Genomic DNA, 24703 nt, shown 5'->3' with positions numbered 1-24703 from the left:
AATGTTGCAAGGGAAATTATTAGTTGTCGAAGATGACGCAGGCTTAAGAGAAGCATTAATTGATACCTTATTATTAGCAGGATATAACTGTGATGAAGTGAATAGCGCGGAAGCTGCGTTGCTTGCCTTAGGTAAATCGCAATATGATTTAGTGATCAGTGATATTCAAATGGGCGGCATGTCGGGTTTAACCCTATTACAAAATATTAAAGAGAAATACCCTAGTCTGCCTGTGTTATTAATGACCGCCTATGCCAATATCGACGATGCCGTAAATGCCATGCGTGATGGCGCGATAGATTATTTAGCCAAGCCATTTTCTCCGGAAGTGTTATTAAATCAAGTTAGCCGTTATGCGCCCGTGCATAAGGTTGAATCTCGCACCCCGATTTACGGTGATCCTAGTACTGAAAAATTATTTGTCATGGCTGAACGTGTTGCAGCCAGTGATGCATCGGTGATGATCACTGGCCCCAGCGGTTCAGGCAAAGAGGTGTTATCTCGTTATTTACATGATAAATCAGCGCGTTGCGATGAATCCTTTGTTGCCATAAACTGTGCGGCCATTCCTGAAACTATGCTTGAATCGACGCTTTTTGGGTATGAAAAAGGAGCCTTTACTGGCGCGATACAAGCTTGTCCCGGCAAATTTGAACAAGCACAAAATGGCACTATTTTGCTCGATGAAATTACAGAAATGCCGCTCGATTTACAGGTTAAATTACTGCGTGTTTTACAAGAACGTGAAGTGGAGCGTCTTGGCTCTCGAAAAACCATTAAATTAAATATTCGCGTGATAGCGACCAGTAACCGAGATCTTAAAAAAGCGGTAGTAAATGGCACTTTCCGTGAGGATTTATATTACCGTTTGAATGTTTTTCCATTACAGTGGTTGCCATTAGCAAAACGTAAAGGTGATATTTTACCGATTGCGGAACATCTGTTAATGCGTCATGCACTAGATCAATCTCAGCCTATTCCAACCTTATCAGACGCCGCAAAAGCGCAGCTATTAGCTTACGCTTGGCCGGGTAATGTTCGTGAACTGGATAATGTCATGCAACGCGCTTTAATTTTATCTGATGGTGAAATCATTACTGAGTCGGCATTGATATTAGAAGACATGCATTTCCAAGATATGATGGAGCAGAGTGAGCAAACTTCTCTTTCTGATATCGGCCATGATGAAAATGGCGAGGATGATAACGCTGAATTTAGTGAACTGGGTAAGGGGCTGAAAGATCAAGAGCAGAAAATTATTTTAGAAGCGCTGCATAGTTGTAGAGGAAAACGTAAAGATGTTGCCGAATTACTCGGTATTAGTCCACGAACGCTTCGCTATAAAATAGCGCGTATGAAAGATCAGGGGGTGGTTTTACCTGCATAACCCGATTCTATTTAGCCTCATGATATGATAAAGATGAGGCTAAATGGTTGATAGGTAAATACTTTTCTTAATCCATTTGACAATCTGCCAATGCATTACGCACAAAGCCTTGATGTTGCTTTAGTTTTGCCGTTGCAGTTTCGGCATTAAGCCCCGACAAGATCATTAAGATAGCCGTTTTACAGTGACTATTCGTTTGTTTAAGTGCTTCGATGGCGTGCTGTTCTGTACAACCCGTTGCTTCGATAACGATATTAATTTGCCGTTGTACTAACTTCTCATTGCTTGCCTGTACATCAACCATTAAATTAGAAAATACCTTGCCAGAGCGGATCATCGCCGCCGTTGTCAACATATTAAGGACCAGTTTTTGTGCCGTACCCGCCTTCATTCGCGATGAACCTGTGACAACCTCGGGGCCGACCTGTGGGGTAATATTAATATTTGCTAATTTTGTCATTGGGCTATTAACATTACAGCTTAATGAAATCACCGTTGCAGAAAGTGAAAGCGCATGCTGCATTGCACCGATAACATAGGGGGTGCGACCACTCGCGGCAATACCAACAAGAATATCTTGTGCTTGGAAGTGGATTGATTGTAAATCTTTTTTTCCTAATTCAATGTTGTCTTCTGCATTTTCGACCGCCTTTAAAATGGCGGCATGACCACCGGCTATTAATCCCATGACTAATGAGGAATCGCTACCAAAGGTTGGTGGGCATTCGCTTGCATCTAAAATACCTAATCGACCCGATGTCCCTGCGCCACAATAGATTAACCGTCCCCCTGCTTGAAAGGCGTTAACGATAGCATCAACGGCTTGGGTTATTTCCGGTAAGGTTTGTGCTACCGCCAAGGGAACCGTTTGATCTTCATTATTAATGACAGTGAGGATTTCTAATGTGGAAAGTGTATCTATGTCGGCACTGTTTTGATTGCGTTTTTCTGTACCAAGTTGGCTTAAGTCTATTTTCATGGTTTTCTTCTCTTAAATTGTCCTCCTATACCCATTATACCTCATGTTACGTCTTGCTCTGGTATCCGAGCTAGCGCCTGACAAAGCATCTGGAGATAACATGGGTATATATTAACGTAAAAAGAGATAGCCACCAACAGCCGATAGATGGCAAAAAAAAGTGATATAATAAGATTGCAAATAATAACAATTATCATTAAGATTAAAGGTAGCTGATAACTATTATTATTTAACTGGATCTAAAATGAAAAAACTACTACTTAGTACTTCGCTATTTACCGCTTTAACCACTTCTGTCATTGCCGATGAAGTTAATATTTACTCATTCCGTCAGCCTTTTTTGATTGACCCTATTTTGGCTAAATTTACCGAACAAACGGGTATTAAGGTGAATCTGTTATTTGCTAAGGATGGGCTGGTCGAACGTATCAAGCGAGAAGGCGTTTTATCGCCTGCTGATATCGTATTAACCGCCGATTTTAACCGCTTAATGGCATTAAATGAGGCACAGCTAACCCAAGCAGTGGATAGTAAAGTGCTCAATGAAAATATCCCTAGCTATTACCGTGACACTAACAATCAGTGGTTTGCGCTTAGTACGCGTGTGCGTAATATCTACTCCTCTTCTGAACGTGTTGGGCCTGTACCAAATATCACTTATCAAGATTTAGCAACACCCGCTTTTAAAGGAAAAGTCTGTATGCGCTCAGGTAAACATCCCTATAATGTCTCATTAATTGCGTCAATGATTGCCCATGACGGCGAAGCAAATACTAAAACTTGGTTAGAAGGGCTAAAAGCCAACCTTGCGCGTAAGCCACAGGGAAATGATCGCGCCCAAGTGAAAGCGGTTAAAGATGGTGTCTGTGACTATGCGCTAGGTAATAACTATTACTTAGGTAAAATGTTAGAAGATCCGAAGCAAGTGAGCTGGGCTGAAGCGGTTAGTATCAATTTCCCTAACCAAAAAACAACCGGCTCACATGTTAATGCAACGGGCGTTGTATTGGTAAAATATGCGCCAAATAAAAATAATGCTATAAAATTGATGGAATTTTTGTCAACGGATGCTGCTCAACAAATGTATGCTGAAGGTAATTATGAATATCCCGTAAAAGAGGGTGTACAACCTTCTAAATTGGTTGCATCATGGGGCACCTTTACAGCGGATAAACTACCGCTTTCTGATCTTGCCAAGTACCATGCAACGGCAATTAAGTTACTGGATGAAGTTAAATTTGACCTCTAATATTTATAAGTTACTGCCTTTGGCAGTAACTACTCTTTTATTTGTTCCTATTTTAGCGCTTGTTATAAGCGCTTTTTCTATTGATGATAGTGGTAGTTTTACACATCTTATTGATACCGTCTTAATGGATTATAGTATCAATACCTTGTTGCTTATTGTTGCTGTGATTTGTTTCAGTTTTATCTTTGCGATGCCCGTGGCTTGGTTTATTGCTTGCTGTGATTTTCCTGGTCGAACTATTTTGCAATGGGCTTTAATGTTACCCTTGGCACTTCCTCCCTACATCGTCGCCATCGTTTATACGGATTTATTAGATTATTCGGGGCCTGTGCAACAGCTGTTACGTTCAATGATGGGCTGGCAGCAAATGTCCGATTACTATTTTCCCGATATTCGTACTCTTTTCGGTGCCGCAGTTATTTTGAGTTTGGCACTCTATCCTTATCTTTATCTTTTGTTGCGTGGTGCATTTTTAGGCCAATCTGGAGGATTGTTTCAGGCTGCACGAAGTTTAGGGCTATCCCCTGTACAGGCGTTTTTTCGAGTCTCTTTACCGCTTTCCCGATCGGCTCTGGCGGTAGGCATCTCTTTAATCGCGATGGAAACATTAGGCGATTTTGCCACGGTCAATTATTTTGCGGTGAGCACCTTGACCACTGCCGTTTATGATACTTGGTTACAGCTAGGTAGCTTGACGACCGCTGCTAAAATATCCTCTTTAATGCTGCTAATTTTAGTGATTTTAATTAGTTTGGAGAATTATAGCCGCCGTAAGCAGAAAATTTACCAACGCAGTGGTGCAACTTATACTGAGCTCCGTTTTAAATTAACGGGTTGGAAAAAATGGAGCGTCATGGGCTACGCATGGTTGTTGCTTTTTTGTGCCTTTATTCTGCCGTTGGCAATACTTTGTTACTATGCTTGGCACTATTTTGCTGAATCCTTAACGGATGAGTTATGGCGTTATACGCAGAATAGTTTTTACTTAGCGATGATTGTTGCAACCATTGCCTTAATCATTGCATTGGTGGTTAATTTTTATCAACGTTTATCGCCCGGTTTTGCGGCTAAGAGTTGTATCCGTTTATCGTCATTGGGGTATGCTGTACCGGGAACGGTCGTCGCTATTGCGGTGTTAATACCTTTTACAAAAGTTGATTTATGGCTGAATGAGTTGCTTGTTAACTATGGTTTTTCTCAAATTGGGCTGTTTTTTTCTGGATCGCTATTCATTTTGGTGGTCGGTTATCTGGTGCGTTTTAGTGCAATTGCCGTGGGCAGTATTGACAGTAGTTTGGCGCAAGTATCGCCATCACTAGACCAAGCATCACGCTCACTTGGACAAAGTGCAGCGCAAACTATTCGCCGTATTAACTTGCCCTTGATTAGAAAAGGGATGTTAACGGCATTTATTTTAGTGTTGATTGAAGCAATGAAAGAGCTACCTACGGCACTATTATTGCGACCATTTAACTTTGAAACACTGGCCACTTATGTTTATCAGTTTGTCTCCGATGAGATGATTGAGTATGCGGCACTGCCTGCATTGCTGATCGTGTTAATGGGATTATTACCTTTTATTATTGTCAATCGTTTATTGGAGAAAAGCTCTTAATGCCTTCATTAGTTGTTCAGCAATTAAGCTGTTTTTATCAATCTAACCAAGTTTTACAATCGCTTGATTTAGCCCTTAATAATAACGAAATTATCTGTTTATTAGGTGAGAGTGGATGTGGCAAAACAACCTTGCTAAAAGCCGTTGCTGGTTTGCAAACAGAGCTGCAGGGGAGAATTGAAATTAATGGTAAAGTCGTTAATGATGACGGCATTACTTTACCGCCAGAACAGCGCAAAATTGGTTTTATTTTTCAAGACTATGCACTTTTTCCACACCTTAATGTTGCTGATAATGTAGCATTTTCGTTAAGCAAGCTGCCTAAAGAAGAGCAACAAAAGCGGGTCGATGAGGTGCTCGCCTTAGTGCAATTGAGTAATTATGCACAGCGTTTTCCGCATCAATTATCAGGGGGGCAGCAGCAGCGTGTTGCCATCGCTCGCGCCTTAGCCTATCAACCGCAACTAATGTTACTCGATGAACCCTTTTCTAATTTGGATCACAATGTTCGTTTTCAATTGATCCATGAGATTAGAGATATTCTTAAGGCGCAGGCAATGAGCGCCTTATTTGTCACCCATTCAAAGGAAGAAGGCTTTGCCTTTGCCGATAAAATCGCCTTAATGCAGGCAGGCAAAATCGTGCAGATTGGCACAGCAAAAGATTTATATAGCCACCCAAAATCGAAGTATGTTGCCGACTTCATGGGCGAGAGTAATTATCTTCAGGTAGTAGTCGAAGATAAATATAGCTATCAATCTGACCTTGGTTTGCTCACTAGTAACAGTTTAATAGATGCTCCCATTGGCGCCATGTTTAGTTTACTGTTACGTCCAGAGCAGATTGCCATTGCACGGGATATTGAAGGGCAAGGTCAGGTTAAACAAGTTGAATTTTTAGGTGCATACCAGCAAATAAGAGTTGTCTATCGTGGTCATGATTACTGCATTAAACAGGCCAATTATTTGGGGGATTGTCTACAATTTTCGGTCGGTGACAAGGTGTCACTGAGCGTGTTAAGCCATGACTTTGTTATTTTAAATTGATTACAACTTTTTGTTGTTGCAATGAAAATGAGCCCCTCTGTTATCTCGTTCAAGTAATACCAATTCCGGTAAGTATGTGATCTAAATTTTGCGCAGGAAAAACAGCTTAATTCAAGGCGTAATTTGACGTAAATGGTTATTTCCTTTGCGAAAATTACAACGCAGCAGCAAGTTGTTTTAACCAGTAAAATAGATTAGCTATTTATCGGAATTGGTATAATACCAATCCGCATAATGATCACCATTTAATTAAGCGGATTGGTCGCATGATAAAGTTAATTATTATCCATCAGGGGTGTAGATTTTGTTCAAGAAAATCGATCAAAGTATGCCAAGATTTTTTATCTGCCACTTCTTGATACCTTTCAGAGCCGAACACCGTAAAGGCGTGTGGAGCACCAGAATAAATTTGAATTTCATAATTAGCCTTTACCGCTTCAAGTTGTACACCCAACTCTGCTACCTCAGTTAATGGGATTCCACTATCTGCACCGCCATGGGCGACAAAAATTGGCGCTGTTAGCTTATTGTAGTTTTGCCCATCGGGTGTTGTTAATCCTCCATGAAAAGTAGCATAACCTTTCACCGCTGGCGCTTCTCCAGATCGAGCAAGCTCTAACACCGCAGCTCCACCAAAGCAGTAACCCATCACCACCATCTCATCTTGGCTCAATTTTTTCGATTCATTGATGCCGGCTAAAATTAAACGGCGCATTTTATCGCGATCATTATATAACTTGCCGGTTTCCTCTTTTTTGGCTTGCGTTTCTACGGGACGGTTTCCCTTTCCATAGAGATCAGCGGCAAAGGTGTTATAACCGAGTTTTGCGAGCATATCTGCACGTTTTATTTCGTACTCAGTTAAGCCATCCCAGTCATGAATGAGCAGTACACTGCCTTTTGCTGTTCCCTGCGCTTTAGCAAAATATCCTTGGTAATCTTTGCCATCTAATTGATAAATAACCTGTTGCGCTGCAACGGGGAAACTCATTAATAATGCTAATCCTAAACCTATTGCTTTCATACCTAATCACCTCATCAGTTATACATTTACTTTAGCAGCGGATTGTTGAAATTGCTGTTAAAAAAAGTATCAGAAGCTTGCCGCTGAGCCATTTCATTGCTTATAGTTAACCCAATAATTATCTATTCTAGCCATAAATGGCCGAGTGTGACTCTGGTCGCATATGTTTGTGATAATTGCTTTTTATTTCATTGATATCAAACATTTGCGTTATAATTACCTGTTTCAGCGTGCTTTAATTTTGTTAGTTGCTGTGCTGTAGTGGTTATTGTTGTTATTAAATCATTCAACAAATACCTACAATAAAAATAATATGGTAAATCTATAGGTATAAATATGCGACATTGTTTCTTTTATTATATTTCAATACTATTGTTGTTTAGTCTATCAAGCCCCGCAAGTGCCATTAATAATGTGCTATTCATTCACTCTTATCATGGTGAACATGGTTGGACCAGTTTTTTAAAGCAGGGGTTTAATGATGCTTTTAAAGACGATAATGATACCCGTCTATTTCATGAGTATATGGATGCCAAGCGATTCCCCAATCCAAAAGAGGAATTTCGTTCGTTGTTTATCAACTATCTCCGCGATAAATACAAAAATACCGTCATTGATGTTTTAGTTATCTCTGATGATGCAGCTCTTAGTTTAATTCGAGCCAATCGTTCTCGTTTTTTTCCTGAAGTGCCGATTGTTTTCTTAGGCATAAACCGCGTATCAGAGGAGTTAGTCAATGAGCCTAACATGACAGGGGTTTTTGAAAATAGAGATATTGGTCAAACGTTGATAGATATAAAAAATCACACTGGGCAAAACCACGTGGTGGTGATAACAGATCAATCCGAGGCTGGAAAAGCAAATGTTTGGAAAATTGAACAAGTCAAAAACCACCCTGAATCACCGGCAAAAGTCACCATTATTGATGATTTGAAAGACACGACTATTACAGCATCTTTTCAGGGGATTGGTGAAAAAATTCCCGTGTTATTAATCGGGCAGTTAGTCAGCCCAGCGCTTAATGATGCTTTATTAAGCTGGAATGATGGTGTAAAGGCGGTGACTGATCGTATAACTAACCCCGTATATACCATTGCTATTACAACATTAGATTATGGAGTGGTTGGTGCGCACGAGCTAGATGGGCGGCAACATGCAGCAAGAGCTGCTTTAATGATTAAGCAGCTTTTAGCTGGTGTAAGTATCTCCGATATTCCAGCGATAACGAAAGCCAAGAGCCGTTGGATTTTTAATTGGGAAAATCTTAAAAATTATCACCATTTATCAACAATGCCCTTGCCGTTAAACAGTGAACTTATTAATCAGGAGCGAACTTTTTATCAGCAGTATAAATTGATTGTGTGGTTGGTCGGCATTGCATTTATTGTCTTTATTATCGTGATTATTCTATTAACGGAAATTATTCGTCGCGGGATACATAATCGCCGTATTCTATTGGAAAATGAAACGCGGTATAAAGATTTAGCCCATGCTGGTGCGAATATTTTTTGGGAAACAAATGTAGACAATTGTATTAGTTATCTATCTGGTGATGCAAAACTTGCTTTTGGTATTGATAGCCAGCAGATGATTGGAAATAGAATTGATTTGCTATTTGAAAATAAGAAAGTATTTGACTTTCCTTGGGCTGATTACAACCTAGCGTTGGCCCGCAAGGTAGCTTTGGATAATCTTATTTTTAAAGTCAAATCTGCTGACCATGACGTTAAGGTATTTATGGTTAAAGGTAAACCTTTGTTTAATGATAAATTTCAATATTTAGGCTATCGAGGTATTTACAAAGAAGTTACACATGAGCTAAAACTATCTCAACAACTTGCCTATCAAGCTGATTATGATTCATTAACAAATTTAATTAATCGCAGTAATTTTAATCGAAAATTAAAAGAAGTGGTGAAAGAGCAGTCAGGGGATAAAGTGACTGCCTTTGTCTGTTTTCTTGATTTAGACCATTTTAAACTGGTTAATGATACTGCCGGACACCTAATTGGTGATGCTATGCTTGCCGAAGTGGCGCAGGTAATTGCGAATGCAATAGGGGATACAGATACTTTAGGGCGACTTGGTGGTGATGAATTCGGTTTGATTATTAAAGCGCAACAACCTGTTGAAGTGCAATCCATCTGTGAAATGATTATTCGAAATGTATCGAATTATAAATACCATTGGAATGATTGTTATTTTGATGTGGGAGTGAGCATTGGCGCTGTACCCATTTGTAAAGGCTTAACGGCTACCGAACTCCTAAGTAAAGCGGACCTTTCTTGTTATAAAGCGAAGGATTTAGGCCGCGGTAGGGTTTATATTGCTGATTCTTCTGGGGCTAACTTATATGCAGATGAATTACAGATGGGGTATATTGCTAATGTGAGTCAAGTGATTGAGCAGAAAAGGTTTTATCTTGCTAAACAGTTGATTAAACCATTGGATAATAGCACGGGGGATGCCCCTCATTATGAGATATTAATACGTTATTGTGATAGAAATGGTGATATGGTGCCACCAGGGGTATTTATTCCCGCAGCAGAAAAACATGGTGTCATTGGTCTTATAGATAATTGGGTATTAACAACTATTTTTGAACGCTATCAACAGTTTTTTCCTGATCAAAATACCACTGTTTCGATTAATTTGTCTGGCATTAGTTTAAGTAATCAAGAGTTTTTTAACAACGTACTGCAGTTGGTAAGGAACTCTTCGATTGAACCACAAAAAATCTGCTTTGAAATCACAGAAACCGCGATTATATCGCAATTATCACAAGCTTTAGAGTTTATTCATGAAATGAAGGGATTGGGTATCAAGTTTGCTTTAGATGATTTTGGTAGCGGTGTATCTTCCTTTGGGTACCTTAAAAATTTGCCCGTAGATTATTTAAAAATTGATGGGAGCCTTGTTAAAAATATAGTGACTGAAAAAACGGATCTTGCAATTGTTCGTTCAATTAATGACATCGCACATATGATGAATATAAAAACAATCGCAGAATTTGTAGAAAATCAAGAAATATGTGACCTGCTTGAGGAGATTGGGGTTGATTATGTGCAGGGGTATGGAATAGAAAAACCGGTAAAATGTTAACGTGATACCAATTCGCATAATATGATGGGCATAGCTTGTTGAGGAAAAATGATGTAACGCTGTTTTCTATTTTTTTAACCAATAAGATAGAGCAGATGCTGATGTGAATTGCGATGCCCATGGTACTGCAATAGAGAAAAAGTCTGAGCTACTACAAATAAATAAGGGGGATAATTTTTATCGCCCCCTTTATTTTATTCATCGCTTTAATTAATTGATACGGAACTATTGTGCATATTCGTTTAACATAGCACTAAGGCACTTCAGTTCAATACATGCTATTGTTGAATTTTCAGCATGTCGATATAAATCTTCAGTATCACTTTATCAGTCCGTGATGAAAAAAATAATTAATTGAATTTCATAAATTATGAGTTTTCGTGCTTTTTATTTAATATTATCAGGCTGAAAAGATATACTACACTGTCTTGTTAGGTTTTATCAAATTATGGAATACAAATGAAAAATTTAACGATTACCATTGCTCTTTCGTCAATATTCTTGTTTTCCTGTGGTGGCTCTGACGGAGATAGTGCTACTGAAACGTCAAAAAGTGACCCTATAGCAAAGTTATCTAATACATATTGGGAAAAAGAATGCTCTCCTTATAATAAATTATCGCGCGACGAGTTAAAAGAAGCTTGGAATGTCAAGATTAAGCTAAGCATAGATTCTTCGTTGAGATCCACTTATCGAACAGAGTATTTTCATCCAACAGATACTGAATGTGACTCAATGATGTTTGATACTTTAGATATCTCGAAATTTGAAATTACAGGTAAAGTAATAAGTGAAGAAAGTATAGAAGCTAATGGTCTAAATGAAATTTTTATTTATAATTCAGGTAATCGAGATTTCTCTCCGAATTACACTTTAATTTATATTGATAGTGAAAAATTATATTTTGGTCAAAAGTCTGGTTCAAACCTTGGCGAAACGGTTGAAACAAGACATTCATCCATATCTCTTGATAATAATTTCACTCAAATTATAAATTAAAAACCTATCTATTTTACTGGTTAAAATAACTTACTTTTTTGTTGTAAGTTTCGCAAAGGGAACAACCATTTGCGTCAACTTACGTCTCAAATTAAGCCATTTTTCCTGCGCAAAATTTACATCACATACTTAATCCGATTGGTATTATACATTTACTTTAGCAGCGGATTGTTCCAATTGCTGTAAATAATAATCAAACATTGTTATCTCAATGCATTGCAAAAGTCGTTTATATTTACGTTTTGAATAGGAAAAAGATCACTGCAGTTGAAAAGTTAAATTATCAATTTACTATCAATTAAATGTGAGTTATTCTATTTTTCTATATAACTAGGGAGGTAATAAGAAATTCTACAACCTCACTGTCTTAAAAAAGGAGCTTTTGTGTTAAAGCAAACGGAAATGTGTTTTTGTAAATCATGCGCAGCAAGTACACACCATATTTTGGTGTTAGTGAGGAAGCCCAATCCTTTTAAAAACGTGAAAAACCGTAAGAGAAAGGAATTCATTGCAGGCTTAATTAAAGGGTTGATGGTCGGCCCTTTTATTGCTGCAATGGATGATTTTTCTAGACACCTTATATGTGAAAAGTGTGGAACAACAACAATCGATGACTAATGAAGTGAATTAGTTCATTAATTGAGAAGCGTTATAGCAATTCGCATGATTGAGTAATAGCGCTATTACGATGGAATGCAACGTTGTTATCTATTATTTTAACCAACAAGATAGATCAGATGCTTATGCGGATTGGTATTAGTATTGCCTTTTACGTTGTTGCAGAAGGGTAAACTTGCCCGTGAAATGAATCCACAGAGCAAGCAAGGTCGTTTGGGAGAGCCTTATATTTCAGGGCTTAGTTCAGCTATTAGCTGCGCTTTTAAGCGAATCTCTTGCTCTTCGGTTAATGCGTTGCCATCCAACGTTGAAACAATAAATAGATCCTCTGCTCGTTCACCAATGGTGGTGATTTTGGCGGTATCAAGTACTAAACCACTACAACGAAACACCTCTCCAATATTGGCTAATATACCCGGTGCATCAAAGGCAACTAATTCAATTTGTGTGCGTTTGCGACGCGTTGGTAGGAAGGTGATTTCGGGTTCAAATTTAAACTTCCTTTTAACCCGTGCTAAGCGAGTTTGTTGCATATTGACCTTTTCAGGGGCAATGAGTGCCATTTCTATCGCCTCTTTAAGACGCTGTATTTTATCGGGATCGATGTGTTCGCCATCTTGTTCTAGCACGGTAAATGTACTTAATGAAAAGTCGTCACGGCTGGAGAGTATTTTTGCATCATGGACACTGAGCTTTTTGTTATCAATTTCAGTCACCACTGAGGAAAAGAGTGATGGCATATCCTTATGATAAACAAAGACTTCCGTTGCACCACGTTCATTTTGATCACTAATTAGCACCATTGGTTGGCTATGGTCTTGATGTTTTAATAAATTGACCGTATGCCAAGTGATTTGCGCTGATTTGTAGCGGAAAAAATAGTACAGGTTAAAGCGTTTCCAGAGTGGTTTTACCTCCTCCTCTGTTATGCCGTATGTAGCTAGTAAGCCTAAGGTTTTTTGTTTTCGATCACGAATACGGTCGCGAATATCCGGTGGGTTTTCCAATCCTCTTCGTAACATTTTTAAGGTGCTGTAGTATAAATCACGTAATAGGGTGCCTTTCCAGCTATTCCATGTCTCTTCATTGGTGGCACAGATGTCAGCAACGGTTAAACAAAAGAGATAGTTTAGCTGTTTTTCATCGCGAACGACGGTTGCAAATTCAACAATCACACGTGGATCACTGATATCTCGGCGTTGAGCTGTGACAGACATAATAAGATGATGAGCCACTAACCAAGCGACAAATTTACTTTCATGGCGATTGAGCCCATGTAATTCACAGAATGCCAGTGCATCCATTGCACCAAGTGTGGAGTGATCGCCCTTTTGCCCTTTGGCGATATCGTGAAAAATGGCGGCTAAAAAGAGCAGCTCGGGTTTTTCTAAATAGTGATAAATTTCATTGGCAAGCGGATGTATCTCTTTGCTTTCAGGGTAGTTATAGATATTTTCAATCAGTTTATGGGTATGCTCATCGACGGTGTAAGCGTGAAATAGGTCAAACTGCATTTGCCCAACAATACGACTCCACTGTGGAATATAAGCAGCGAGTACGCCATGTTCATACATTAGCGTAAAAGCGCGGCCCATTCCTTTGGGGTGTTTGATGATGCGCATAAAAATGGTGCGGCATTCAGGGATATTTTGTAACCATTGTGTCAAACAGCGTCTTGCTTCACGTAATTTACGCATGGTCGGTGAATAGATCCCCTTGATACGAGGATCTTCTGCAACATGCAAAAACAACTGTAAAATAGATTCAGGTTGGTCATTGAACAATGATGGGGTGGTTAACTCAATCATGTCACCACGCAGTTGAAAGTGGTTATCAATTTGTTCACTCTGTTTTTCAATATTGCTGCCTAAAATAGCTTCATCAAAATATTGTAGTAACATTTCATTAAGCTCTTTAACGCGGCGAATGGTTTGATAAAACGCCTTCATCATCTGCTCAATCGCTTGATTAAATTTTCCGGTATAGCCCAAGAAAGTGGCTACATCATTTTGAAAATCAAACAGAAGGCGATTATCAGGCCGATTGGTGACGGTGTGTATGGCAAAACGAATCGACCAAAGCTGTCTTTGGCAATCAACTAACTCGCGATATTCACCTTGGGTTATATAATCGTAACTGGTTAACTCTAATAAACTTTGTGCATTAAAGTGGCGTTTGGCTATCCAAGCAATAGTTTGAATATCGCGCATGCCACCGCAACCATTTTTAATGTCGGGCTCTAAGCTATAGCCATCACCACGACAGTTGCAATGACGCGTTTTTTGCTCTTCACGTTTCACGGTGAAAAATCGATCTGATGGCCAAAAGTTTTTATTTTCAACAAGTTCGGTGAGTTTATCAAAGACGTTTTGATTTCCTTTGATATAGCGCGCTTCGATCATACTCGTGGCAACGGTGATATCTGCTTGCCCCTGTTCAACGCAGTCTTTTAAGCTGCGTACACTGTGTCCGATATCAAGTTTAAGATCCCATAGTAGTGTGATGAAGTCGCTTATTTTATTTTCTGTCTCTTTATCAAGCTTCTCTTTAAAGAGAATTAATATGTCGATATCAGATTTTGGATGCAACTCACCACGCCCATAACCTCCGACGGCGATCAGGGTTAAATCATAGAGTTCATTGAGTGCAAAATGGTCCCATAATCGAATCAGTAGTTGATCAATATAATTAGCACGGCAAGCGACGATTTCAGTAATATCCTGTTGCGCTTTGAAACAGTCAATCTGCCATTGTTGAAATTGTTTGAGGTTGTTTTTTAAATAGCTAAGGGTAAGTTTATCGTCACTGATATTAGCAGGGGAGAGTGTCTCAAAATCCATATTTTCCTCGATACCACATAGGCAAGTCACCGCTATTGAGCAATAGCGGTATAGTCATACTGTTATATTTAGTCGTGATTAATAATACGTTGGATAGTTTCTTCTGGGCGAAGTGTGAGAATTTCACAACCCGTTTCTGTTACTAATAGCGTATGTTCCCACTGTGCAGAGAGTTTTTTATCTTTGGTGACAACGGTCCACTCATCTCTTAGTACTTTACAGGCTTTATTACCTGCATTAATCATAGGTTCAATGGTAAAACATTGACCTGCTTTGATGACATCACCAGTACCCGCTTTGCCGTAATGTAAAACCTGTGGCTCTTCGTGAAAACCTGCGCCAATACCATGGCCACAATATTCTCGAACCACGGAGTAGTTGTGTTTTTCGGCATGTTTTTGGATAGCAGAACCAATATCTCCTAGTCTTGCGCCAGGTTTAACTAGATTAATGCCAATATATAAACATTCTTGAGCAACGCGAATTAAACGCTCCGCTAAAATAGTCGCTTTCCCCACAACAAACATTTGTGATGTATCGCCGTGATAGCCATCTTTGATGACGGTGATATCGACATTGACAATATCACCTTCTTTGAGCGGTTTATCATTAGGGATTCCATGACAAACCACATAGTTGAGAGAGGTACAGATCGATTTTGGAAAACCATGGTAGTTAAGTGGTGCAGGAATCGCTTGTTGTTCATTGACAATAAAATCATGACAACGTTTGTCTAATTCATTGGTCGTCACCCCTTTTTGAATAAAAGGTGCGATCATTGTTAGTACATCTGCAGCAAGTTGCCCTGCAATGCGCATTTTTTCGATCTCTTCCGCCGTTTTAATGATTCCAGCCATCTATCTCTACTCTATTTTGTTGTATGAATCTTGAAAGGATAACTATAAAGAATTTATCACCATGAAGCCAGTGAAGTTAGACCATTTTATTGTTAGGGAAATAGCGGTGTGATTTTCCTGTGGCAGGCGAAGAGATGTTAGTAAGGCTTGCTTCCTTGCTAACATCTCAATCTATTCTTGATTATGATTCTACCTTTGTTATCGCGCCAGCTTCAGGGCAGATAGCGATACAGCGCGGTGTTGCTAAGTCTTGGCACTCACTGCATAAAGTTGCATTAATGCTAAAGATATTATTGGTCTGACTGATTGCCTCTTCAGGGCAGACCGTTTCACAGGCGTAACAAGAAAAACATTTTTTACCAATTTGTAGGGCCATATTACGCTTCCTTACAGAGTTGTTGTTGCCATTTCTTTTGTGCTAGTTGTTTATATTTAGAGAATAGAGTCGGTAGTACCTCTGGCACAGCATGATAGGCGTAATCGACGTCCACTAGGATGTTAGCCTCTGTTAAAGCCTGTTGTGGATCAGTGCCAATACGGCAACATAATAACAGAGTGACACCATGCAATGCTTTGATGGCGTTGCTTAAGCTGTCGTTATGGCCTGAGATACTATTATCATCACACTCATCACTGCCCGAACAGTAGCGTTTAATGCGCCGTTCGCCAAGATAGTGTTGTTCATTTTCCGTGATCAGGTATAACTTAAAGCAATCGGTATGGCCGAAATGTAAATTGATTTGTTCGCTATTTTCACTGGCGATGGCAACAATAAATGAAGCTTGTTTTTCGGAGGCGCCTTTACTGGCGATCGCCGATTGAAAACGGCTACGAGCAAGCATGGTTTCACTGTAATCGGCAGGGGTATCCTGTAGATCTTTAACCTGAAACTCACTGCTTCGATCTTCACCTAACATGCCAACTGCGTCGGCACGACATTGTTGACAATGTTTCATCTGTTGTACGTTACCGCCCGATGCTTCACGCACCGCTTCTAGCTCAGCTTCTAGTGGCTCTCTTTGCCCCGTGAGGCCAAAATGGGTGCCATGTTCGGGTTTGCTAATTAGAGGCATAATGTTATGTAGAAAAACATTGTTACGTCTTAACTCTCTACTGAGTTCGGGTAGATGGGCATTATTGATCCCCGGTATTAATACTGAGTTTACTTTGGTTAAGATGCCGGCTTTAGAGAGTGCTTGCAGGCCCTCCATCTGCCGTTGTATGAGCATTCTTCCCGCCTCAACTCCCTCATAACGTTTGCCATCGAGATAAATCCATTTGTAGATTTGTGCGGCAATGACCTCATCTAATGCATTAATAGTGACAGTAACGTGATCCACACCAAGTCTTAATAATTCATCAACATGCTCACTTAAGGCCAAGCCATTTGTCGATATGCAAAGCTTGATGTCGGGCATCGCCTCGCGGATCAAGGCTAATGTACTTAAGGTACGCACTGGATTTGCAAGGGGATCGCCCGGCCCGGCGATACCAATAACCGAGAGCTGTGGGATTGCCTTGGCAACGGCTTGTGCTTTTAATAATGCCTGTTCAGGCGTCAGTAATTCAGAGACGACGCCGGGGCGAGATTCATTGGCGCAGTCATATTTGCGATTACAGTAATTACACTGAATATTACAGGCGGGGGCGACGGCCAAATGCATTCGTGCATATTTATGGTGGGCATTATTTGAATAGCAGGGGTGTTGCGATACTTTCTGCAACTGATGCAAAGCCATTGACGAACTACTATCCGCCGATTGTGCTAGTTTAATATCAGAGCTAAGTAGATCACTCTCACATTTCGTTTTACAGCTTGGACGGCTATTGTGTTTTGTGTCCGTTTTCATCTCTTTATTTATTTTATCCATAATATTGCCTACCTAGAAAGAATGATTACTAGCTAAATTGCAATCTTTGTACCATTACACGCTGTTGATTCAAGTTGTTGATAAATAGTGGTTTATTTTTCTTGAAAGGTTTTTGTAATAAATTTATGAGTAGTTAGGTGGTGTTATAGAAGACAATTGTAGGAAAATTTACATAATCCATTTTAATCCCTCATTTTGTATTATTTACGTTGTGTACCATAACCGACAAAGCTCACATAAGCCTGTTGTATGTCATCATTCTTTTCTGTTTTGATTTTCTTAAGTTCTTGAATTTTAAGGTTGTTTTGTTTGGTCTGAGTTTTGCAATTAGTTAATGCAATATGGAATTGATTATTTGAGAGGTGTATATGTGGAACTATTCAGAAACAGTAAAAGATCATTTTTTTAATCCAAGAAATGCCAAAGCATTAAGTGATGCCAATGGTATTGGTGATGTTGGCTCTATTAGTTGTGGTGATGCATTACGCTTAACAATAAAAGTAAATGAAGAGACAGATATTATTGAAGATGCCGGTTTCCAAACCTTTGGTTGTGGTAGTGCGATTGCATCTTCATCGGCATTAACAGAACTGATTATTGGTAAAACCGTTGCGCAAGCAGAGCAAGTGACCAACCAAGAGATTGTTGATTACCTCGGTGGCTTACCAGCGGAAAAAATGCACTGTTCGGTGATGGGACAAGAAGCGCTAGAAGCGGCGATTGCTAACTACCGTGGTATCGAATTAAAGGCTGATGATCATGAAGAGGGCAAATTGATTTGTCGCTGTTTTGCCGTCGATGAAGGAAAAATAACCAGAGCCGTTGAAAAACATGCGCTGACTACTATTGATGATGTCATCAACTATACCAAAGCGGGCGGAGCTTGTACGGGGTGCCATGAAAAAATAGAACGGGTAATTGATGCTGTGATGGCAAAAAAACAGGGCACATGCCCATCGGCAACGGGTCATGTTGCAGCGCCAATGGTAGATATAGTGCCGCAAAAAATGGACTCACTGACGCAAAAAGTCCAGGAAATTATCACTAACTTACGCCCCTATTTACAGGTCGATGGGGGGGATATGAGTTTGGTGGATGCCAGTGAGAATTTAATAACAGTGAGTCTATCTGGTGCTTGTACGGGCTGCATGATGACGGATATCACCCTCGGTTGGTTACAGGATCAAATCAGTGAAAAATTAGGTTTTGCCGTTCCCGTTGTTAACCAAGAGCCGCTCACGCATGAACCGCAAGAGTTGCAAGATCTTGCGCACTTAGCACATGTAAGTTAGAAGAGGATGCCAATATGAAACAAATTTATTTAGATAATAATGCAACGACTAAAGTGGATGCGATGGCACTCGAAGCAATGTTACCGCTATTCACCGAGCAGTTTGGTAATCCCTCTTCTATCCATAGTTTTGGCGATAAAGTGGGCGCTCAGCTTAAAATAGCGCGTCGCCGAGTTGCCGATTTAATTGGTGCTTTACATGAAACAGAGGTGATTTTCACCTCCTGTGCAACGGAATCAACGACAACGGCAATCTATTCAGCTTTAAAAGCAAATCCCAATAAAAAAGAGATCATCACCAGCGTAGTTGAACATCCAGCCACCTTGGAAGTGTGTGAACAACTTGCCCTTGAGGGATACACCATTCATTGGTTGAAGGTAGATAAAAAAGGGCGCTTAGATTTAGACCAGTATCAAAAATTGCTTGGCGATAACACCGCGTTAGTGACTGTCATGTGGGCGAATAATGAAACGGGGACACTCTTTCCTATTTTGGAAATGGCGGCAATGGCAAAAGAGAAAGGGATTTTATTTCATACCGATGCGGTACAAGCTGTTGGTAAAGTACCCGTTGAAGTGCAGGATTCGGGCATTGATATGCTCTCCTTTTCAGGCCATAAACTCCATGCACCAAAGGGTATAGGGGCACTTTATGTACGTCGTGGCGTACGCTATCGCCCACTGCTACGTGGGGGGCATCAGGAACGTGGACGCCGCGCTGGCACTGAGAATACGGCGGCTATTGTGGCATTCGGAGTGGCGGCGGAACAGGCTGAATTGCATCTAGAGACGATTAATAGTCGAGTGAGAACACTGCGCGATAAGTTGGAAACGGGCATATTAGCCAGCGTTGACCACGCTTTCGTGACTGGCGACCCCGATAATCGTACCGCTAATACGGCGAATATCGCCTTTGAATATGTTGAAGGTGAAGCTATTTTAATGCTGCTCAATCAATATGGTATTGCTGCATCGAGTGGCAGTGCTTGTACCTCTGGATCATTGGAGCCCTCACATGTGATGCAGGCGATGTCCATTCCATTTACAGCGGCCCATGGCACTATCCGTTTCTCTCTTTCTCGATATACCACGGAGCGAGATATCGACCGAGTGATTGAGGTGGTGCCATCTATTATCGATAAGCTGCGCCTATTGTCTCCTTACTGGCAAGATGGAAAGCCAGTGGTAATAGAAGCATTTGAACCCGCATTTGCCTAAAAGGTGATACTTATGGTCACGATAAACGATACAACCCTACGCGATGGCGAACAAACTGCAGGTGTCTCCTTTACGCTGCAAGAGAAAGTTAACCTAGCTAAAATGCTGGTGGCATCAGGTGTGACTCATTTAGAAGTGGGCATTCCTGCGATGGGAGAAGAGGAGTGTTTGACCATAGCCGCAATTCGCCAAGCATTACCCGATGCTACATTGATGGCGTGGTGTCGATTGAACAAAGCCGAGATTAAACGTGCTGCCGAGCTGCAACTTGATTGGATAGATATTTCCATTCCCAGCTCTGATCAGATGATTAAGCATAAACTGCATAGTAATAAGAGGCTGCTATTAGAGCGTCTGCAGGCAAGTATTCACTATGCTATTTCACTTGGATTACAAGTGTGTATTGGCTGCGAAGATGCATCACGGGCGGATATCCATTTTTTAATTGAAATAGGAATTGTCGGACATCGTGCTGGCGCGAGACGTTTACGTTATGCCGACACATTGGGGATATTAGAACCCTTCACAACCTATGAACAAATTAACTTATTAACGCAAGCCCAACCTTTAGAGATTGAAATTCATTGTCATGATGACCTTGGTCTAGCAACGGCCAATACTTTAGCTGCGATAAAAGCGGGCGCTGCTTTTGCTAATACCACGGTTGTTGGTTTGGGTGAGCGAGCAGGTAATGCAGCATTAGAAGAAGTGGTGACCGCTTTAGAGCAATGTTACCGGAAGTCGACTGGAATTCGCTTAGATTGTCTGCCTGCGCTTTGCCAAGCAGTTTCTGCAGCGGCAGGGCGTACCATTGGGCTGCAAAAAAGTTTAGTGGGTGAGCAAGTATTTACCCACGAATCGGGAATACACGTTGATGGCCTGCTTAAGGATATCCGCAATTATCAAGGTGTTGATCCTCAACTACTAGGGCGAAATCATAAGCTAGTTTTGGGTAAACATTCTGGGCTAGGTGCGGTACTAGCGGTATTTGAAGGTGTTGGCGTGACATTGAATAAAGTGCAAGCAGGGCGCTTGCTTGGGGCGGTAAAGGAATTTGCTATTCGTTGTAAGCGAAACCCATCGGATCAAGAATTACTGACCATCAGAGATACGATATTAACGACTGAGTAGGAAGGGAAGCGATTATGCAAGCAAAATTTGATTATGGTGACAAAGTCCGTGTTATCAGAAACATAAGAAATGACGGCACTTTTATGGGAAGTGATCGCGGTACATTATTGATCCGCCGAGGCAGTGTGGGGTATATAAAAGGAGTGGGGAAATTTTTGCAGGATCAGGTTATTTATCAAGTCCACTTTATGGAGCAAGGAGTGAGCGTCGGTTGTCGAGAATCGGAGCTTGCCGATGTCAAAGCGCCTTGGAGTGAACGGCTATTTGAACGGGGTGATAGCATTATTTCGTTAAAATCATTAACAAGTAAAGGCGAAGTGGTGGTGATGGCTGGGGATAGTGGCACTGTTATAGGATTAGATAGTGAGCAAAAGCCTTTGCAGTACCGCGTCTCTTTTCGCCGAGCTAATGGACTAGAGACAAACACTTGGTTGATACCGGAGACAGTTTTACAGCTTAGTGAAAACGATTCTGTGGTGACGCAGACATTAATGATGGAGAGCAAATCATGTGCGCCAATGTGAAAAATAATAGTCGTGTTTGTTTACCTTATCAACGCATTAAATTGGCCTATCATCAATTTCAAGTCGGCCCTGAATCGCTTGATGAAAGCAGCTCTGCGACAATCCAGAAGCAAGCCGAAGCCGCAGAAAAATTAATAACCTTGGTGTTGAAAAGCGATGTTGCAAAGGATTACAAAGTGCGAGATAAAGAGGTGGACTTTGTGGTTGAGACGCTACAGGAGCAATTTGACAACAGAGAAAGTTATCAGTTGTCACTGCAGCTACAAGGATTAAGTGAACAACAATTACGCCAAGCTATTTCTCAAGATTTACTTTGCGAAAAGGTACTCGATGCACAGAGTCGAGATTACCCAGCTGCGACCGAGCAGGAGGCGATAAATTATTATCAAAATAATAGTGACAAATTTAGCTATCCAGAGCGACGTAAGGCGAGTCATATCTTGATCACTATTAATGATCAATTTCCTGAAAATAGAAGAGCCGCAGTGATGTTAAAAATAACGGATATACGCGCTCAATTAATGAATAATCTCGGAGAATTCGCAACCATTGCCTTAAGTGAGTCAGAGTGTCCGACGGCATTAAATAATGGTTTAATTGGAACAGTGAGTCGTGGGCAACTCTATCCTGAATTGGATAAGGTGCTTTTTTTGATGCAAGAGGAGACTATCAGTAGCATCGTTGAGACGGAAATCGGCCTCCATCTTTTACTCTGTCATGAAATTATTCCAGCCAGCCGTCAATCACAAGATGATGCCGTTCCCATTATTCAGGCGCAAATTAATGCACACAGACGTAAAAAGTGTGAGAGAAAATGGCTGAGTAGTTTGCTTGTTACCGCCTAGTTATACCAATTCCGATAAATAGCTAATCTATTTTACTGGTTAAAACAACTTACTGCTGCGTTGTAATTTTCGCAAAGGGAATAACCATTTACGTCAAATTACGCCTTGAATTAAGCTGTTTTTCCTACGCAAAATTTAGATCACATACTTACCGGAATTGGTATTAATTAATGCTTTATCTGTGTTAGAGAGTGCGGAGATAAGTCCGCATCTCCTTTTATATTTTTTGCTCTTTTTCCATCTCAATTTGCAGTATTTGCGTACTGGTTAAAATCGCTCTAGTCAGTTTGTTATGATCCTTTGAGCACATAGTTAAATTGCCAACGGATGAGCCTGTCCCTTCACGACGATATACTGTCTGTCCCTCTTTTAACTTAAGTGAAAAATGTTTTGTAAGGGGATGATTAACAATATCATCAATACCCGATATGTTTTTAACGATCCCTTTTCCGGGGTGAATGACCCAGTTCGCGGCGTAATATTTTTTAGTTTGAGTAATCCGCTGTAAAGGCTCTTTTAGGTAGCTGCGAATAAAGAGATCCCAGGGATTAAAATCATAGGCGAGTTCAATCAACTCCATTAGCCCACCTCCCGGTGGCCTTGCATTGACTTCTCCTAACCATAATTCACTGTCACTATAATAAAATTCAATGTGTAACATACCCTGTTTAAAATTAAAGGTCGTGGCAACATCATGACAAAGTGTTAATAACTTATCGCTCAACGCTTGGGGGAATTTAGCGGGTAAAAAATTCAGTTTTGATGCGATCAAGTAATTTGTTACATTACTAAAAATGATATTACCATTGTGTAGAATTAATTCGACACTGCACTCTTTTAAATCACAAAAGGGTTCAATGCCAACACCGCCGTAGTCGGCTCTTTCTAGCATTGTTGTTACGACCCGGCGAAGAGTCGCTCTATCTTTTATAATGCGAAACCCACGGCTACCTGAAGAGGCTAACGCTTTTACTACTAGTGGATAGGTATATTGTTGTGCAATATGTAATGCTTGTTCAACACTTTTTACCTCGACCGTTGGCCAACAGGGGAGACCAGCATGTTTAAAGCGTTTCTTCATTTTCGATTTAATTAATGCGTCTCTGGCACTGTTAACATCTTGCCCGTCAATAGAAAAATATTCACGTAATTGTGCCGCGGGTAAAACCCCTTGCTCCGTGGCTGCAATGATTGCGAGCGGATGGTTATCTGCTAAAAGCGGTAGTGTGTTTGATAAAATTTCTTGAAAAGGTGCTCTTAAGGAAATAGCAAGATGTTGATCTGCCTTGGCCAATACTCGCTTGGGAGTAGTCGGTTCGGCAATTAATAAGACCTTTAGGTTAAGTGCTAATGCCGCTTCTAAAGCGGCGCTACGACCACCAATTAATATAATCCAGTTAGACACAGCGGATCTCCAAATATCGCCATGATTGAAAGATCGCAAAATGCCAGAGTTGTGTTAATAAGTCGAGCTAATAATGAAAAATTAATCTGTTTTTATGCGCGCATTTGCATTGTTATTTTGTATGTCATTATTCGGTTTATTTTATAGAGAAAAGCAGGACAGTTATCTATCCTGCTTTATTAACTATTTTATAGAAGATTAGTTGCCATTATGCACCGCCAGGTTCACCAGTAAATTTCACCAAAATATCTTCATCGGTGACAATAGCCTGACAGGCTAAGCGAAATTTTGGTGGCATATCGGCGACCGATGCGCGTTGTGCATCCTTTTCAGATAGTTTACCAATATTTTTAAGGCCCTCGCGTTCTTTGTCGGTTAACATTGCGCCTTTGATATGATCTCCATCAAGGTGAGTGACCTCCACCAAGCAAGAGCCGCACCGACCGTCTTTACATTCATGGGGAATGTTAACGCCATTTTCTTCAGCAAGCCCAAGTAGAGCATCGCGTTTACCGACAATGGGGGTCACTTTTTTATTTTTACGCATGATGGGGGATGAAAAGTAGACTGTAGCCATATTATGTTTCCTTTTTATTATGAATAATTGCGCAGTATCAATGTCATCTTTCTCAGTGAAATGAGTTAAGTCAATTGATAGAGAGGAGATTTGCAATTCATAAGCCATAAGGAAGTAAAATTATT

Annotated in this window: 20 protein-coding genes; 12 read left to right on the top strand and 8 right to left on the bottom strand. The window is 40.4% G+C overall.

The annotated features are described in order from the left end of the window. The first annotated feature begins 1 nt into the window (after position 1). Positions 2-1387: a sigma-54 dependent transcriptional regulator gene (locus AB2N10_RS08830; protein WP_354624038.1), complete on the top strand. Its 1386-nt coding sequence runs from the start codon at positions 2-4 to the stop codon at positions 1385-1387. 67 nt (positions 1388-1454) lie between these two features. Here the strand turns inward: AB2N10_RS08830 and murQ are convergent, their stop codons facing one another. After that, on the bottom strand, positions 1455-2366 hold the full coding sequence (gene murQ / locus AB2N10_RS08825) for an N-acetylmuramic acid 6-phosphate etherase (RefSeq protein WP_354624039.1): 912 nt from the start codon (positions 2364-2366) through the stop codon (positions 1455-1457). A gap of 244 nt (positions 2367-2610) precedes the next feature. On the opposite strand from murQ, the gene AB2N10_RS08820 reads away from it, so the two are divergent. The 3 genes from AB2N10_RS08820 to AB2N10_RS08810 are packed head-to-tail and all read left to right on the top strand — an operon-like array spanning position 2611 to position 6276. After that, entirely contained in the window at positions 2611-3615 is a 1005-nt protein-coding gene (locus AB2N10_RS08820; RefSeq protein WP_369433716.1) for a Fe(3+) ABC transporter substrate-binding protein, read from the top strand. Next, positions 3593-5230 (top strand): ABC transporter permease, encoded by a 1638-nt coding sequence (locus AB2N10_RS08815; RefSeq protein WP_369433715.1) that lies wholly within the window; start codon positions 3593-3595, stop codon positions 5228-5230. Before AB2N10_RS08820 ends, AB2N10_RS08815 begins: the two co-directional genes overlap by 23 nt. Next, positions 5230-6276, top strand: coding sequence for an ABC transporter ATP-binding protein (locus AB2N10_RS08810; protein ID WP_354624043.1), 1047 nt, complete (start codon positions 5230-5232; stop codon positions 6274-6276). Before AB2N10_RS08815 ends, AB2N10_RS08810 begins: the two co-directional genes overlap by 1 nt. Before the next feature lie 289 nt (positions 6277-6565). On the opposite strand, the gene AB2N10_RS08805 is transcribed toward AB2N10_RS08810, so the two are convergent. After that, complete coding sequence (locus AB2N10_RS08805) at positions 6566-7300, bottom strand: dienelactone hydrolase family protein (RefSeq protein WP_369433714.1); 735 nt, start codon at positions 7298-7300, stop codon at positions 6566-6568. Positions 7301-7636: 336 nt separating this feature from the next. On the opposite strand from AB2N10_RS08805, the gene AB2N10_RS08800 reads away from it, so the two are divergent. From AB2N10_RS08800 to AB2N10_RS08790, 3 genes are all read left to right on the top strand, one after another. Beyond that, the gene (locus AB2N10_RS08800; RefSeq protein WP_369433713.1) at positions 7637-10402 is read left to right on the top strand and encodes an EAL domain-containing protein; all 2766 of its coding nucleotides are present in this window, start codon (positions 7637-7639) and stop codon (positions 10400-10402) included. A 459-nt stretch (positions 10403-10861) separates the two neighbouring features. Then, a complete protein-coding gene (locus AB2N10_RS08795) occupies positions 10862-11401 on the top strand; it encodes a hypothetical protein (RefSeq protein WP_369433712.1) in 540 nt (179 codons plus the stop codon). 384 nt (positions 11402-11785) lie between these two features. Next, positions 11786-12019 carry a hypothetical protein gene (locus AB2N10_RS08790; protein WP_369433711.1) on the top strand — a complete coding sequence of 78 codons (234 nt, stop codon included), beginning with the start codon at positions 11786-11788 and terminating at the stop codon, positions 12017-12019. Between the two features lie 224 nt (positions 12020-12243). Here AB2N10_RS08790 and glnD read toward each other — a convergent pair whose 3' ends face one another. From glnD to nifB, 4 genes are all read right to left on the bottom strand, one after another. Beyond that, the gene (glnD, locus tag AB2N10_RS08785) at positions 12244-14859 is read right to left on the bottom strand and encodes a [protein-PII] uridylyltransferase (protein ID WP_354624049.1); all 2616 of its coding nucleotides are present in this window, start codon (positions 14857-14859) and stop codon (positions 12244-12246) included. A 68-nt stretch (positions 14860-14927) separates the two neighbouring features. Further along, the gene (map, locus tag AB2N10_RS08780) at positions 14928-15716 is read right to left on the bottom strand and encodes a type I methionyl aminopeptidase (RefSeq protein WP_354624050.1); all 789 of its coding nucleotides are present in this window, start codon (positions 15714-15716) and stop codon (positions 14928-14930) included. A 181-nt stretch (positions 15717-15897) separates the two neighbouring features. Continuing rightward, the gene (locus AB2N10_RS08775) at positions 15898-16092 is read right to left on the bottom strand and encodes a 4Fe-4S dicluster domain-containing protein (protein ID WP_354624051.1); all 195 of its coding nucleotides are present in this window, start codon (positions 16090-16092) and stop codon (positions 15898-15900) included. Position 16093: 1 nt separating this feature from the next. After that, entirely contained in the window at positions 16094-17587 is a 1494-nt protein-coding gene (gene nifB, locus AB2N10_RS08770; RefSeq protein ID WP_354624052.1) for a nitrogenase cofactor biosynthesis protein NifB, read from the bottom strand. 368 nt (positions 17588-17955) lie between these two features. On the opposite strand from nifB, the gene nifU reads away from it, so the two are divergent. From nifU to nifM, 5 genes are read left to right on the top strand one after another with little or no spacing between them, the layout of a single operon-like run. Further along, positions 17956-18879 carry a Fe-S cluster assembly protein NifU gene (gene nifU, locus AB2N10_RS08765; RefSeq protein WP_369433710.1) on the top strand — a complete coding sequence of 308 codons (924 nt, stop codon included), beginning with the start codon at positions 17956-17958 and terminating at the stop codon, positions 18877-18879. A 14-nt stretch (positions 18880-18893) separates the two neighbouring features. Beyond that, positions 18894-20096: a cysteine desulfurase NifS gene (gene nifS, locus AB2N10_RS08760; protein ID WP_354624054.1), complete on the top strand. Its 1203-nt coding sequence runs from the start codon at positions 18894-18896 to the stop codon at positions 20094-20096. A 12-nt stretch (positions 20097-20108) separates the two neighbouring features. Continuing rightward, positions 20109-21227 carry a homocitrate synthase gene (gene nifV, locus AB2N10_RS08755; protein ID WP_354624055.1) on the top strand — a complete coding sequence of 373 codons (1119 nt, stop codon included), beginning with the start codon at positions 20109-20111 and terminating at the stop codon, positions 21225-21227. A 14-nt stretch (positions 21228-21241) separates the two neighbouring features. Further along, positions 21242-21751: a nitrogen fixation protein NifZ gene (locus tag AB2N10_RS08750; RefSeq protein WP_354624056.1), complete on the top strand. Its 510-nt coding sequence runs from the start codon at positions 21242-21244 to the stop codon at positions 21749-21751. Continuing rightward, positions 21736-22596 carry a nitrogen fixation protein NifM gene (nifM, locus tag AB2N10_RS08745; RefSeq protein WP_354624057.1) on the top strand — a complete coding sequence of 287 codons (861 nt, stop codon included), beginning with the start codon at positions 21736-21738 and terminating at the stop codon, positions 22594-22596. Before AB2N10_RS08750 ends, nifM begins: the two co-directional genes overlap by 16 nt. A gap of 217 nt (positions 22597-22813) precedes the next feature. On the opposite strand, the gene AB2N10_RS08740 is transcribed toward nifM, so the two are convergent. Together AB2N10_RS08740 and AB2N10_RS08735 are read right to left on the bottom strand one after the other, a co-directional pair. Next, on the bottom strand, positions 22814-24001 hold the full coding sequence (locus AB2N10_RS08740; RefSeq protein WP_354624058.1) for an ATP-grasp domain-containing protein: 1188 nt from the start codon (positions 23999-24001) through the stop codon (positions 22814-22816). Between the two features lie 208 nt (positions 24002-24209). Beyond that, positions 24210-24578, bottom strand: a complete 369-nt coding sequence (locus AB2N10_RS08735; RefSeq protein WP_354624059.1) for a 2Fe-2S iron-sulfur cluster binding domain-containing protein — start codon at positions 24576-24578, stop codon at positions 24210-24212. Positions 24579-24703 lie beyond the last annotated feature (125 nt).

It is taken from the genome of Psychromonas sp. MME1, assembly GCF_041080865.1.
Classification (GTDB): Bacteria; Pseudomonadota; Gammaproteobacteria; order Enterobacterales; family Psychromonadaceae; genus Psychromonas.
The sequence above is the reverse complement of the archived record's forward strand: the minus strand, read 5'-3'. Positions and strand labels throughout refer to the sequence as shown.

Bases quoted from the DNA above. Each gene is read 5' to 3' on its own strand.
- AB2N10_RS08795 (WP_369433712.1), top strand. From the start codon at position 10,862: ATGAAAAATTTAACGATTACCATTGCTCTTTCGTCAATATTCTTGTTT.
- AB2N10_RS08750 (WP_354624056.1), top strand. From the start codon at position 21,242: ATGCAAGCAAAATTTGATTATGGTGACAAAGTCCGTGTTATCAGAAAC.
- map (WP_354624050.1), bottom strand. From the start codon at position 15,716: ATGGCTGGAATCATTAAAACGGCGGAAGAGATCGAAAAAATGCGCATT.
- AB2N10_RS08815 (WP_369433715.1), top strand. From the start codon at position 3,593: ATGAAGTTAAATTTGACCTCTAATATTTATAAGTTACTGCCTTTGGCA.
- AB2N10_RS08775 (WP_354624051.1), bottom strand. From the start codon at position 16,092: ATGGCCCTACAAATTGGTAAAAAATGTTTTTCTTGTTACGCCTGTGAA.
- nifM (WP_354624057.1), top strand. From the start codon at position 21,736: ATGTGCGCCAATGTGAAAAATAATAGTCGTGTTTGTTTACCTTATCAA.
- AB2N10_RS08830 (WP_354624038.1), top strand. From the start codon at position 2: ATGTTGCAAGGGAAATTATTAGTTGTCGAAGATGACGCAGGCTTAAGA.
- nifV (WP_354624055.1), top strand. From the start codon at position 20,109: ATGGTCACGATAAACGATACAACCCTACGCGATGGCGAACAAACTGCA.
- AB2N10_RS08805 (WP_369433714.1), bottom strand. From the start codon at position 7,300: ATGAAAGCAATAGGTTTAGGATTAGCATTATTAATGAGTTTCCCCGTT.
- nifB (WP_354624052.1), bottom strand. From the start codon at position 17,587: ATGGATAAAATAAATAAAGAGATGAAAACGGACACAAAACACAATAGC.
- AB2N10_RS08810 (WP_354624043.1), top strand. From the start codon at position 5,230: ATGCCTTCATTAGTTGTTCAGCAATTAAGCTGTTTTTATCAATCTAAC.
- AB2N10_RS08735 (WP_354624059.1), bottom strand. From the start codon at position 24,578: ATGGCTACAGTCTACTTTTCATCCCCCATCATGCGTAAAAATAAAAAA.
- nifU (WP_369433710.1), top strand. From the start codon at position 17,956: ATGTGGAACTATTCAGAAACAGTAAAAGATCATTTTTTTAATCCAAGA.
- AB2N10_RS08800 (WP_369433713.1), top strand. From the start codon at position 7,637: ATGCGACATTGTTTCTTTTATTATATTTCAATACTATTGTTGTTTAGT.
- glnD (WP_354624049.1), bottom strand. From the start codon at position 14,859: ATGGATTTTGAGACACTCTCCCCTGCTAATATCAGTGACGATAAACTT.
- murQ (WP_354624039.1), bottom strand. From the start codon at position 2,366: ATGAAAATAGACTTAAGCCAACTTGGTACAGAAAAACGCAATCAAAAC.
- AB2N10_RS08820 (WP_369433716.1), top strand. From the start codon at position 2,611: ATGAAAAAACTACTACTTAGTACTTCGCTATTTACCGCTTTAACCACT.
- nifS (WP_354624054.1), top strand. From the start codon at position 18,894: ATGAAACAAATTTATTTAGATAATAATGCAACGACTAAAGTGGATGCG.